Source organism: Methylomonas koyamae (assembly GCF_006483455.1).
Lineage (GTDB): Bacteria > Pseudomonadota > Gammaproteobacteria > Methylococcales > Methylomonadaceae > Methylomonas > Methylomonas koyamae_B.
In genome coordinates this window covers 24,221-37,342 of record NZ_PPPU01000005.1, presented here as the reverse complement: position 1 = coordinate 37,342, position 13,122 = coordinate 24,221, and the positions used below count along the sequence as shown (strand labels likewise).

The 13,122-nt window shown below is 56.8% G+C and carries 7 protein-coding genes; 1 reads left to right on the top strand and 6 read right to left on the bottom strand.

Features of this window, described 5'->3' with window-relative positions:
* Positions 1 to 45: 45 nt before the first annotated feature.
* From C2U68_RS01870 to C2U68_RS01860, 3 genes are all read right to left on the bottom strand, one after another.
* Positions 46 to 2,376: a TonB-dependent receptor domain-containing protein gene (locus C2U68_RS01870; RefSeq protein WP_260839174.1), complete on the bottom strand. Its 2,331-nt coding sequence runs from the start codon at positions 2,374 to 2,376 to the stop codon at positions 46 to 48.
* A 132-nt stretch (positions 2,377 to 2,508) separates the two neighbouring features.
* Positions 2,509 to 3,462, bottom strand: a complete 954-nt coding sequence (locus C2U68_RS01865; RefSeq protein WP_140910810.1) for a FecR family protein — start codon at positions 3,460 to 3,462, stop codon at positions 2,509 to 2,511.
* Positions 3,463 to 3,553: 91 nt separating this feature from the next.
* Positions 3,554 to 4,069 carry an RNA polymerase sigma factor gene (locus C2U68_RS01860; protein WP_140910809.1) on the bottom strand — a complete coding sequence of 172 codons (516 nt, stop codon included), beginning with the start codon at positions 4,067 to 4,069 and terminating at the stop codon, positions 3,554 to 3,556.
* Positions 4,070 to 4,411: 342 nt separating this feature from the next.
* On the opposite strand from C2U68_RS01860, the gene C2U68_RS01855 reads away from it, so the two are divergent.
* On the top strand, positions 4,412 to 7,888 hold the full coding sequence (locus C2U68_RS01855; protein WP_140910808.1) for a hypothetical protein: 3,477 nt from the start codon (positions 4,412 to 4,414) through the stop codon (positions 7,886 to 7,888).
* A 30-nt stretch (positions 7,889 to 7,918) separates the two neighbouring features.
* Here C2U68_RS01855 and C2U68_RS01850 read toward each other — a convergent pair whose 3' ends face one another.
* The 3 genes from C2U68_RS01850 to C2U68_RS01840 form a co-directional block, all read right to left on the bottom strand.
* A complete protein-coding gene (locus tag C2U68_RS01850; protein WP_140910807.1) occupies positions 7,919 to 10,006 on the bottom strand; it encodes a putative bifunctional diguanylate cyclase/phosphodiesterase in 2,088 nt (695 codons plus the stop codon).
* Positions 10,007 to 10,346: 340 nt separating this feature from the next.
* Positions 10,347 to 11,471 (bottom strand): hypothetical protein, encoded by a 1,125-nt coding sequence (locus C2U68_RS01845; RefSeq protein ID WP_140910806.1) that lies wholly within the window; start codon positions 11,469 to 11,471, stop codon positions 10,347 to 10,349.
* 4 nt (positions 11,472 to 11,475) lie between these two features.
* Entirely contained in the window at positions 11,476 to 13,122 is a 1,647-nt protein-coding gene (locus C2U68_RS01840; RefSeq protein ID WP_140910805.1) for an NAD+ synthase, read from the bottom strand.

Sequence of the window (13,122 nt, the reverse complement as noted above, 5' to 3'; positions counted from 1 at the left end):
GGCGGTCTGTTTCCTTTTGGCTGTTAAAGCTGGCGCAGCCATGTTTTAGTAGTCGAACTTGACACTGACTGCGCCGTAGAAAGCGCGACCGTCGCCAGGTGAGTACAGCGCTCCGCCCGTAGCGTCGTACCACACGTATTCACGATTAACATCTGCCAAGTTTTTGACTTGGAACTGTAAGTCAACTTCTTTGGTAACTTGGTATCCAAGGTCCAGGTTGAGAGTGGCATATTCGCCAAAATTATCCAAATTGTTTTGCGGATCGATGTAATAGTCTCCCTGGCCAGTAGTCCACAGTGATGACCTGATCTGCCGAGTGATCTGGTAATCCAGGCCCGCAGAGAATAAGTAATCTGGCGTGTTGATGATCTGGTTGCCGATTCGGTAACTAGCGTTGGGAGCTTTGGTAACGATAGCTTCTTGTAATGAATAAGCTGCCCAAATGTTGACCGGTTCGATTGGGCTGATTTTGAATTCCAGGTCGACTCCTTGGCGTTCGGTGGAGCCAATGGATATGGAATCATTTTGGGCGCTGTTTAAAACTCGGCTGGACTCGTTGGTTGCGTCTTGTCGCCAGTAAGCGACACGAGCCTCCGCCCAGTCGACAGGTTTAAGTTTGACACCGACCTCCCAGCCTTCGTTGATTGATGGCGCAATGTCAGTAGCTCCCCGTGCAATTTTGTAGGTGGCGGCGCCTACCCCTACTTGGAAAGTACGTCCCCAGTTACCGTAAAGACTGTAACCATCGATCGGGGTGATCACTGCGCCGATTTTTGGCTGTGAAATCGTGCCGTAATCGTTGACATTTGCTGTACTGCCCTCCATTCGGTTGATGAAACTACCGTCAATCTGATCTGCCCGATAACCAGGAGTGATTTTTAACCATGCAGTTGGTTTTATCACGGCTTGCAGATAGCCGCCGTAAACCAAGAAATTAAAGTTCTGATCTCTAGTTTGGGCTCTTCTGACTGTATTGATTGTGGTGAAACGTAGCGACTTGTTTTCTTGTTGTTGAAAATCGAAACCGCCTTCCAGGGAAAAATCGTTTAACCAGGAAATTTGCGGGTGGTAGGTCAGCGAGGTCATCGCGCCATACTGTACTTCTTCGGTAGTGCGTTCTTGCTGAAAAGGTGATGTGGGGCTATTGCCGTAAAATTTCACAAATCGTTGATCTTCAAACGTATTGCTATAGCCTTTAGTCGACCAAAACAACTGATCGGTTAAGTTGATATCCAGGTGCGCGCTGACTTGGCCCAATTGGCGTTTGCCGCCGTCGGTAGCGTTTCGGGGCATCGATTGCTCAGGATTGGCATATTGTTCTTGGTAGGTGAGGTAGCCGGGTTCTTGGGCGTCGGCTTCGCTCCAGCGAGCTATCAAACCGACTTTGTATTTTTTGTCCTCAGGGGTATAGAACCATTTCCCGGAAAAGCTGTTTTTGTCGGTGTCGCTGTGATCGCGATAACCGTCGCTAGCACGGTACGAAACCTGGTAGTTTTGCGAGAAACCGTCCTTTTCATAACCCAATCCGGATTGAATATCGTGAGTATCGAAACTGCCGTAGCTAACTCGGCCTTTGACATAATTACCACCGGTGGTGGTGGTCATGTTGACGTTGCCGGCGATGTTATGCAGGCCATAGCGCGGGTCGTTGGTACCCCGCACGACTTCTATCGATTCGATGTCCAGCGGAAATAACGCGTCGATAAACGGCATGTTACCGTCATTGGTGTTGCTGGGGATGCCATCGATCAATAGCTTGACGGCATTGATATTGCCCTCTCCATTGAAGCCGCGGAAGGAAAATTTGCCGGTGGTGGTGCCTTGGCCGAATTGGGTGATTTGGATGCCCGGCATCCGATGCATTAAGTCGAATGCGGTCAATACGTTCTGGTCGGCGATCTTGTCGGCGTACATGATGTCGACTGATGTCGCGATGTCCTTGCTAGTCAATTTGCCGTTGTCCGGCTGTTCGTTGACCGTAACTTCGCCGAGCGAGATGATCGAATCGTCGCGGATGGCTTGCGGTTTCGGCGCCGGTGGGGCCTTCTTGATGGTAATCACGCCGCCGACAATCTCCGACTGCAGCCCGTGTTTATGCAGCAACCGGTCCAGCGCTTGCTGTACGGTGAATTCGCCGCGCAGCGCATCGGCTTGAATGCCGTTGACGATCGAGTCGGCGTAGATCAATTTGGCGCCGCTGGTCTTTGCCAAACTGTCCAGGCTGGCGGCGAGGCTTTGGGCCGGCAGATCGAGTTTGCTCGATACGGCTGCGCCGGCCCAGGTATTGCCGGCGATTGCCAGAGACAGGGCCAGCATCGGCAAAACGATGCGGCGTCCGCTGCGCTGCCGGTCAGTTGGACTGCTTGATAGAGTCATTTTCATCTCCTGATTTATGAAGGTTGGCCAGACCTGTGCCTGGGCATACCGTTCATAACGAAGCAGAACAAGGAAACTGGACAGTTTTGCCGAAAAAAATTGGTTCGGGGGAGTTCCGCGTAGCGGCTGCGCTTAGTGTTTGTGCAGTACGATAGTGTCTTTACTGCGTTGTACCCGTAGCGGCAATATGCTTTGCACGGCCTGTAGAAACGGCTGGAGATCGGTGGCGTCGAAACGTCCGCTTAGGGTTTGTCGGCCGAGCGACGCGTCGGCGAGCACGAAGTGAAGGCTATGGTAGCGTTCTAGTTCTTTGATTACGTCGGCTAGCGGCGTGTGGTCGAATAATAACTGGCCGCGGGTCCAGGCCAAAACCGGTTCGGCGTCGACTTTTTCCTGCCTCTGCCAGTGTCCCTCCGGATCGAGGCGGCGGCTGAATCCGGCGCGCAATGGTTCTCCCAGCCAACGGCTGCCGACCCGCATTTCCACTTCCCCTTCCAACACCGCAACGGAGGTGCCGTCGGCATCCTGATGGCGGACATTGAACAGCGTGCCGATATCGCTAATGTGCAGTTTCCCGGCATGGACCCGAAACGGACGCCAGCGCTCGTGGGCGACCTCGAATACCGCTTCGCCTTGCTCCAGTTCGATATCTCGGCGTAACCAGGATATGCGGGTTCGCAGGCGAGTAGCGGTGTTCATTTCCAAGCGCGAGCCGTCCGCCAGCGCCAATGTGCGGCGTTCGCCGATTCCGGTTTGGTAAGTAGTGGTTGGTGTGGAGAATTCCTGCCATGCTCCGCCGAGTACCGTCGCCAGTAATATCCCGGACAAGAGTTGCCGGCTATGGTGCCATCGTTGCGGACGAACCGATCTGGCCTGGTTCAATTCCGCCAAGTCTTGCGACTTCAGCGTGTCCAGATTGCCCCAAACTTGTTCGACTTCGCAAAAGGCGCGGCGATGCTCCGCACTTGCCGCCAGCCATTGCTCGAATTGCTGGCGTTCTGCGGCGGCGACATGCTCTGATTGCAGCGCTACGAACCAAGTCGTGGCCTGCCTCAGAGTGCGTTGCGAGGGCGAGGTTGATGACATCGGGTGGTACCAGGTTAGTCAACGGAGTTAACTCTTAGTCAGTTTAGCCGGTTTTGCTAAACAAGAGTTGAGACGTATCGGTCGTGGGGTGCTAAGGCAACATGTCCAGGCAATATTGGTGGCAATGCAGCATCGCTTTGACCAACTGGCGCTGTACGGTTTTTTCGGATACGCCCAGCCGATCGGCAATTTCGCGGTAACCGAGTTCGTCTACCTTGCGTAGCAACAATATGTGGCGGCATTGCGCCGGCAAGGCGGCGATCGCTTCCAGTACCCGGCGGTAACGCTGAGTGACGATTGCGGCGTCCTCCGGTTGCGGCAGCGGGCAAAGGGCGTCTTCCGCTAACGGCTCTTGGCGGGCGCTGTGGCGCTGGTTGTGGCGGACGAAATCGATTGCCAGCCGCTCGGCGGTGCGGAACAGGTAACCGCTCAGGTTGTCGGTATGGACCAGCCCGTCTTTCCGCAACAGGCGTAAATAGGTTTCCTGGCTCAAGTCCTGTGCCGTGTCGGGGCATTTGACGCGCTGTAACAGAAAATGCACGATCGCTTCCTTATGGTCGCGGAATAGTGCGGCAACCTGATCGGCGGGAATGGCGGCAGCGGACAAGACGGGCTCCGGTGAGAACAGATGGAGTTAGATTGAAGCAATTAATTTGCCAGTCGAGCCGCGCCGGTATAGGTGCCGGTTTTCAAGGCCGCAGGCGGATCAGGCGGCAGAAAAGTGCAGGCGGAATAATTAATCTAAGTTAAATGACTCAATTGCATCGGCAAATCACGCAGTTTTATGCGAGTCAAAATATTCGGCTGCGAGCCAAATCGGCCTAGGTTCGGCCGCCGTAAGGCGTTTTGCCGGGAGGCGGATGACGACCGCCGATAGCTTGCTGACCTCGGCTTGGGGTTTGCTATATCATGCCGCTACCATCAATTAAAAAATTCCAAGGGGGAGGCTATGGATAAACTCAGAGCGCTGGGTCTGGGACCCGCCGGTCAAGACGAGCAGGCGGTGAAACGCCAATTGCATCTTTACATCAATTTAAAACTGGCATCCTGCGGCCAGCCGGCATGTATTGATCACGCGTCGGCCCAATTCATGGATACCGCTCAGGATTTATTGAACAGCTACCTGGAAAAAAGCCGGCAATTGGCCAGCTCCTCGTTGTATCCGGCCGACCGCCGGATCCAGGATTTTCTCGACCGTTACTGCGGCGATGTCGGTCTGGACAAGGTGCCGTCGTTGCCGACCATGACCTTCGAGCTGGACCGCCACGGCGTAGCGCGAGAATTGTCGTTGCCGATGGGCGAAGACGAATTCCGTTCCGAAATCGTGTCCAGTTTCCGCGTCAAACAGGGGGTGTTGCATAATCCGGCCAGCGACCGCCGTACCACCCAAGGCTCGTTTCATATCGCCGAAGGCGGTTTGCCGGTGCCCGGCGACAAAAAACAGGTACCGAAGCTGACCTTCGCCTTGATGCTGGCCGAAGCTCTGAATCCGCCGCCAGACTTGCTGACCCTGCCGTTTACCGCCAATCAACCCCAGCCGGCGCGCATGTTCGCCTCCTTGCTGTTGCGGCCGGTGGTTTGCCCGGAAATCCCTGGCGTTGCAGCCGAAAAATCGATGGAAATCCGTTTTTTCGCCCCTGGAAATCTGGTCAGCAACCTCGATTTCGTCGAGAGTATTTTCGGCAACGGCGGCAATCCGGCCTTGCCGGAATGCGACGCGGCGCTGGACGTCGAACATTGGTCCGGCCACAGCGGCTGCGTGATTCTGGCGCCGCATCTGGTCAAGCTCACCAAAAAACAGTTGGGCTTGCCGCACTGGGATGATGCCAGCGAACGCCAGCGCGCCGAAGGCATGTGTTGGCAGAACCCGGCCGAACTGTATAACGACGGCCAGGCCTTTAAACTGACCGCCCGCGATCGTTCCGGCGTCATTGTCACGCTCGTCGCCGACAACTATTACGGCTACTGCAAAAAGGAAGTGAAAACCCAAATCAGCTATGCCGCCAATCTGTTCGGTTTGGCCGAGGAGGAGCATGCCGGCGGCGCGCTGGCCTTCCGCCGCTTCAACCACGGCGACGAATTCGGCATCGGTAGCCTGACCCGCGAGCCGGGCTATGATTTCGACGACATGGTTTATCGTTACGGCGCCATCATGGACATGCAGCCGGAAGGCTACGCCATCGACAAGCAATATCCGGACATCATTTACGTGCCGCAAGACCTGCGGATGAGCCTGAACAACCAGAAAATCACCTGGATCAGAAACGGCCAGAGCCATAGCATCCGGCTGCAACCGGGCAAGATTTACGTGCAGCCCAACGGCTATAAGATCGAGATGTGCAAGCACCCCGGCGCGCCGTCCTGGCGGTTGATCGGTACCGTCGCCGAAGGTACCTTTTGCCACAAGCCGTGTACCGTGTCCGGCGGCGGCAAGTCGGAAATTTCCAAATCCATCGAGGATGCGGTGATTTACGGGCCGTTGTTCGTCGACGACTTGCAGCACGATCTGGACCGGGTGCAGGCGATTTTCGACAAGGATTACACCGGCCGCTTCCTGCCGGGCTACGAGCACGAAGATCGCGATTCGGCCCGCAAGATTCTGAGTCCGGAGCGCAGCCTGGGCTCGGTGATCAAATTATTGACGCCGTCCAGTTATCACACCCCGGAGTTCAACAACTGGCTGAAATCGATTCCGCCCAGCATTCTGGCGTTGGTGTTCCTGATCAAACGTTTTTACCGCGAGGAGTGGGGCGAACACTGGCGTGACCATTTGTCGGTGGATGTCATCGACGGTGCGCCGGGCCACGAGCTGAAACTGAACCAGCGGAAGATCGTCGCCACCTATTTGCGGGTCGGTTTCGACGCCGAAGGCGGCTGGCGTACGTTTAAAGTTCGCCAGGACTACATCGCCTGCGAGAAAGTGCAGATGGAAGACGATATCAGCGCCTCGGTGGTGGTACCGACCACGTCAGTACAGCCGTGGTTACCGGATACCGGTTACCAGATGAGCTTGAAACTGGTCACCAACTGCGAATACCGGCTGTTTCAGCGGCCGGACGATGCGATCATCCCCGGCTACGACAAGCAGACCGAAGCCAACATGTCCGGCCCCGGCAATTTCATGGCTAATTTCGAGCCGTTGGATCCGGCAAAACTGGCCGCGGTGGTCGAAGACGTGATGACCTTCTCCAAATTTACCCCGCCGATGCAAAACCTGTTGAGCGATGCCTATCAGGACGGCAAGGGCTTTGTCGTGTCTTCCGCGCATCCGCGTTTGGTGGATGGCAAACCCTCGAAAAATCCGCGCTACCTGGAAACCCGGGTCGATGTGGTCAAGCCGCTGCGTAAATATGTCGCCGAAGTCGGGGCCCGCCTGCACCGGAAGATTCCGCTGAATCAGCCCTTGTGCCATCCGGTCGATGCGGTGCTGACCGGCCGGCGCAACAATCCGCCCGAGCCTGGAATCCGGCCGCTGGCGGTGTACAACCCGATTCATTACCAGGAGTTGCCGGAGCTGTTCATGGACTTCATCAGCTCGCTGACCGGCAAGTCGCCGTCGACCACCGGCGCCGGCAGCGAGGGCGCGCTGACCAAAGGCCCGTTCAACGCCTTGCGCGGCATCACCGACCTGAACAACACCTTGGTGTCTTATATCCTGACCGGCTATCCGGGGTTTTCCAGCTCGGCCGGTCATATCGGGCCCGACACCCGGGTCGACCACGACATCAGCTTGTTGATTCCGGAAATCTGGGCCCGCTTGTCGCGGCAGGAACGCGAAGCCGATTACCTGTTGCAACACGGTTACCTGGAGCCGTTGACCGATTTTGAGTACAAAGGTCAACTGGTCATGGCCAGCCGGCTCGGCTACCGCATCACCAGCCATTTCGTGCATAGCCTGATGGGCAAGATCTTCGACAATCCTTACGCGGTGTTCACCGACGAGATCCTGCAACCGGAGCGGCAAGACCTGGAGGTGTTCGTCGACGGCGTCAACAACATCGTCGAGACTCAGCAGCGGGTGGCCCAGCAATATCTGGACGACGGCAGCATCGAAGACGCCTGCCCGCCGTTGTATGCGCTGCTGCACATCATGGCGCTCGGCCATTACGAAGGTAAGGACGCTCACCATCCGGAGATCAGAGCCATGTTTAGCCGCGAGTATCTGCTGGCGGCGGATTGGTACCATGAGCGGCTGGAACTCAAACAGCAGCGGGAAATGGCTTTGTGGCGGCGCCACGTCGGCTATCTGGAGGGATTTTTACGCGACAACAGTCATCAGGCCATGGTCGGCCAATTGAAGCTGGCGGAACGATTGCAGCAAGCGCAACGCAAACTGCAGCAAGTGTCGGGTCCGGAGTATTTGAAATCGCTGGTCGGTACTTTGGGCGCCGATCCGCTGGGGCCTTACCGCTGCCGTAACGGATAAAGCCCGATAGCCGTCTGGCCGTCCGGAACCTTAAAACCGGGCGAACAGCCGGCGAAATTCGTCTATCGGCAGCGGCTTGTGGAAGAAATAGCCCTGGCCGCGGTCGCAGTTGTTCTGCTTCAATAAGGTCAATTGTTGCTCGGTTTCGACGCCTTCGGCTTGGACTTTCAGATTCAAGCCGTGCCCCAAGCCGATGATCGAGCGCACGATGCAGGCGTCGTTCTGGTTGTCGTAAATGTCGGCGACGAAGGATTTGTCGATTTTCAGCGTGTCTACCGGAAACCGTTTCAAATAACTGAGTGACGAAAAGCCCGTGCCGAAATCGTCGATCGCCAGACGAATGCCGAGGTTTTTCAAGTCTTGCATGTGCTTGATGGCGGTCTCGATGTCGTCCACCAGCATGCTCTCGGTAATTTCCAGTTCCAGGCGTTCGGCCGGAAAACCCGTTTCGCGCAAAATGTCGCCCACACTGTCGACCAGTGAAGTTTTCTTGAACTGCCGCGCCGACAAATTGATAGCCAAAAACAAATGGCGCTCCCGCAACGGTGAACACATATAGTCGCGGCAGGCGGTGCGTATGACCCATTCGCCGATTTCGACGATTAAGCCGCTGTTCTCGGCGATCGGGATGAATTCGTCCGGACCGACGGCGCCGATTGCCGGCGTCCAGCGTAGTAATACCTCCGAGCCGATGATGCTGCCGCTGGCCAGATCGACTTGAGGTTGGTAGACCAGCGAGAATTCGTTGCGGGCCAGGCCGTGGCGCAAATGGTTTTCCAGGTTCAGTCGGCGCAGGGATAAGGCGTTGGACGCGGCGTTGTAGAATTCGAAGGTGTTACGGCCGTGCTGTTTTGCCAGATACAGTGCGTCGTCGGCGTGTTTCAGCAATTGTTCGCTGGTGTTGGCGTCCTGCGGATACACGCTGATACCGAGGCTGGTGCCGACGAACAATTGATGGTCGTCGATGAAATACGGCTCGTTGATGGTGTTGATCACGCGTTGGGCGATATCGCCGGCGTCGGCGGGACTGGTGAGATTCAAACTGATCAGCGCGAATTCGTCGCCGCCGAGGCGGGCGACGGTTTCTTGCTGGCGCAAGCAGGCCGCAATTCGTTTCCCGACTTCGATCAGCAATTTGTCGCCGACCAAATGCCCCAGGGTATCGTTAATGTTTTTGAAACGGTCCAGGTCCAGATAGAACAGCGCAAAGATCTGCGGATTGCGCTTGGCCAGGTGGATGGCTTGTTCGAGCCGTTCGTTGAACAGCGAGCGGTTGGCCAGATCGGTCAACGGGTCGTAGTACGCCATATGGCGAATGATTTCCTCGGTATCCTTGCGGTCGCTGATGTCGTGAATGATGGAAACGAAATGGCTGATCGAGTTGTCGTCGGCCAGGATCGGGGCGATCGATTCCAGGCACCAAAACAGTTCGCCGTTTTTCTTACGGTTCAAAAATTCGCCGTGCCAGGCGGTGCCGCTCAACAGGGTGGTCCAAAGATTCTTGTAGGTGTCTTCGGCGGTCAGGTCTGACTTCAGCAGATTGGCTCGGCGCCCGATCACTTCGTCCGCCGTGTAGCCGGTAATCTGGTAGAAGGCGGGATTGCAATATTCGATTTGGGTTTGCGCATCGGTGACCATCACCATGCTGGAGCTGTATTGCATCGCCAGGGTGAGTTTGCGCAGCTCGCGTTCGGTGTTTTTGTGATTCTCGATCTCCCTGGCCAGTGCCGAATTTGCCGCGACCAATTGCGCTTGGCTGGGGATAGCCAGGATTTTCGGAACCAACGGCCAAACTAACGCGGCTGTGCTGATCGAAACCATTGCCGTTGCCAGTTTGACGAAACCGGACAGCCAATAGTCCGGTATCCAGACATTCCAGATGCTGAGCAAGTGGGTCGTGCCGCATAGAAAGATGAACAGGCCGAACAGCCAGTAAATCCAGCTGAACGGAATGTCCAGGCGCTTTTTCAGGATGTAGAGCAGTGCGAACGGGATCGAGTAATAAGACAAAACGATTAGCGCGTCGGACACCACGTGCAGCATCAGCAGATCGCTTTGCCACATATAACATTGGCCGTGCGGCATGTACGGGTGAATGTCGAACAGGTGATCTGGCATGTTTCGCTCGCTTTGGAGTTTCTCGAGCGCCGGAAAGCTGTCGGGCGAGGCACCGACGATCCGGCCCTGCGGGTTGGGATACTCGCGTTCCGTGCGGCTGGCTGGCAAGCTTAACGTAAATTTTCGCTAAAACAAACAAGTTAAGCGGCGGAGGCTATCGGCACCGGAAACGCTGTCCAAGTGCCCTAGATCGGGATGCACCGCCCGCCGCAGCCTAGCCGGAAGCGTGCGGGCTTTAATCCCGTGGAGATAGATATGTCGGCGCGACCCGGCAGACTAAAGCGTTATTCAGGGCTGCAGGCTGGGTTTGACGAGCGTCAAGGAGGCGACACCCGCCGGATCAGCCTTTGCGCTTGCCTTTCTTGCCCTTGTTTTTAACCGATTCCTGAGCGATCAAAGAGCGGGCCAGTTTGCGCAAACCGTTGGAAGAGACTTCCAGGCCCAACGGTGAGCCGATCGATTCCAATTCGTACATCAAGTCGGTCGCGGCAATCAGCGTGACGTAACGCAATTTTTCGCCGCCCGGCAATTGGCTGGAGGCGTCGCGCAACAACGGGGCGAAGGTATCCCACGAGCTGTTGAAAAACTTGCGCACCGGGTCGTTCTCGGCGACCGATTCGCTGCTCAGGCCTTGCTCGAAGGCCGTGCCGGCTTTTTGCAACACTTCGTGCAGTTTGGCCCGGGTGTCCTCGGCATTGCCGCCCAACTGGGCAGTGGCGATCGATTTGTCCAGGGAAGCCTGCCAGTTCTGCCACAGCGCGCGCCATTGTTTCAATTCGGTTTCGGTTAGAACCGCAGCCGGTTTGACGTTGTTCGGGTTCGGGTTGTCGGCCGTGTAGCCCAAATTGATTTGTAAGCCGTTGGCGTCGGCCTTGGCTTGGTTGAAGCGCAAGCTGTTGATCGTATCGTGCAAGTCTTCGCTGTGATCGGCGGCGATGTAAGGCACCAGAGCTTTAGCGATGTCCGGCCGGACCTGGTTCAAGTCGATTTTCAAACCGGACAGTTTCGGTTCGGCGGCTTTCTTGATCAAGGATTGCAACTGGCTGATATTCAGCGGCTGGCCGTTGCGGTCGAACGCGTTGAGCTGGGTGACCGGAAAGCTCAGCACATTTCCCGAAGCGTCCACGGTGGGTTGCTGAAAGGTCTGCAGGATACCGGACCATTCCACCAGCGCCATGCATTTGCCGCCCAAAGCGGTGCCGATCCGGGCCTGGACGTTGTTCTGGATTTTGACTTGGCCGTTTTCGCCGCTGATTTGCGGATGGTCCAGGTCCAGATAGCTGCATTGTTTGCCGTCTTTCCAGGCCCGCACCGATTCGTCCGGGCCGGTGTAGAGTTGGTTAACCAAAACGCTCTTGATAAAGCGGTATTCCATCGGCACTGGAATATTAATTTCGCGGGCTAGACCGTTCTCAGCCGTCAGCAGCAGTGCGGTAGAGATTAAAACGGTACGCAATATTGACATGAATTTACTCCTTAACGTTGTCGGGCGCTGTTGGATTAAGCGCGGCGGTGCCGCGGTAAGCCGATGAAATGGGGTAACGCCGGTCGCGGCCGAAGGCTCTAGGCGTAATGCGAATGCCCGGCGGCGATTGCCGGCGTTTGTATTCGTTGCGGTCGACCAGCGAGATGGCGCGTTCGACCGCGTCGCGCGGATAACCCAGGGCGACGATGTCTGCGGCTGATTGGTCCTGCTCGATGTAGAGGGCCAGAATCGGATCCAGGATCGAGTAGGGCGGCAGCGAGTCTTCGTCTTTTTGGTCCGGCGCCAGTTCGGCCGACGGCGGCCGGGTGATGACCCGCTCCGGAATCACCGGCGACAGGCTGTTGCGGTATTCGGCCAGTTTATAAACCATCAATTTGGATACATCCTTCAACGGCGCAAAACCGCCGGCCATGTCGCCGTAAAGCGTGGCGTAGCCAACGCTCATTTCGCTCTTGTTGCCGGTGGTCAGCAGCAGTTTACCCTGCTTGTTGGATAAGGCCATCAGCAATACGCCGCGGCAGCGGGCCTGGATATTTTCCTCGGTGGTGTCTTTCCGGCTGCCGGCGAACAGGGGCGCCAGCATCTGGTTGAAGGCGTTGACTGCCGGTTCGATCGGTAGGGTATGGAATTTCACGCCGAGGGCTTCGGCTTCCAGTCTGGCGTCTTCGTTGCTGATGTCGGCGGTATAGCGCGACGGCATTGCCACCGCCTCCACCCGGTCGGCGCCGAGCGCATCGGCGGCCAGTGCCAGTACCAGCGCTGAATCGATGCCGCCGGACAGGCCCAGAATTGCGCCGTGAAAGCCGTTCTTGCGCACGTAGTCGCGAATCCCAAGCAACAAGGCCTTGTATTCGCTGACGATGGGCTGGTACAGCGCAACGATGCCGGTTTGGGCCGGCAAAGTGCCGTCGAATTCGACTACATCGAGTTGCTCTTCGAATTCCGCCGCGCGATAAACCACTTCGCCGCTTTTATCGGCGACGAACGAGGCGCCGTCGAATATCAGTTCGTCCTGGCCGCCGATCTGGTTGACGTACACCAGCGGGATGCCGGCGGTGCGGACATGATTGCAGATGATGTCCTCGCGCTGCTGCATCTTGCAGGCGTGGAACGGCGACGCATTCAAGGCCAGCACGATGTCGGCGCCGGCATCGCGGTTAGCGGCCATGGTGGCGGGCAGCCAGACATCCTCGCAGATCGCCAGTGCCAACTTGCGGCCATTGGCTTCGAATACGCAACAGCCGGTTCCGGGCTCGAAATAGCGTTGCTCGTCGAACACGCCGTAGTTGGGCAGCGCGGTTTTATGGTACTCGGCGACGATGGCTCCGTCGCGGATGGCAGCCGCGGCGTTGTACAACTTGCCATCCCGGCGGCGCGGGAAGCCGATCACTGCGACGATGCCTTGAATTTGCGCGACCAGTTGCCGAACGGCCTGTTCCGATTGAGCCAAGAAATCGGCTCGCAGTAACAGGTCTTCCGGCGGATAGCCGGTCACGCACAATTCGGGGAACACAACGATGTCGGCTCGCCGCTCGCGGGCTTGTTCGGCTGCGGCCAGGATTTTGCCCACGTTGTCGGCAATGTCGGCGACGGTGAAATTGAGTTGGGCTAACGCGATTTTCAACGGCAT

Coding starts and splice junctions, on each gene's coding strand:
- C2U68_RS01870 (WP_260839174.1), bottom strand. CDS start 2,376: ATGACTCTATCAAGCAGTCCAACTGACCGGCAGCGCAGCGGACGCCGC.
- C2U68_RS01850 (WP_140910807.1), bottom strand. CDS start 10,006: ATGCCAGATCACCTGTTCGACATTCACCCGTACATGCCGCACGGCCAA.
- C2U68_RS01865 (WP_140910810.1), bottom strand. CDS start 3,462: ATGTCATCAACCTCGCCCTCGCAACGCACTCTGAGGCAGGCCACGACT.
- C2U68_RS01855 (WP_140910808.1), top strand. CDS start 4,412: ATGGATAAACTCAGAGCGCTGGGTCTGGGACCCGCCGGTCAAGACGAG.
- C2U68_RS01840 (WP_140910805.1), bottom strand. CDS start 13,122: ATGCCGTTGAAAATCGCGTTAGCCCAACTCAATTTCACCGTCGCCGAC.
- C2U68_RS01845 (WP_140910806.1), bottom strand. CDS start 11,471: ATGTCAATATTGCGTACCGTTTTAATCTCTACCGCACTGCTGCTGACG.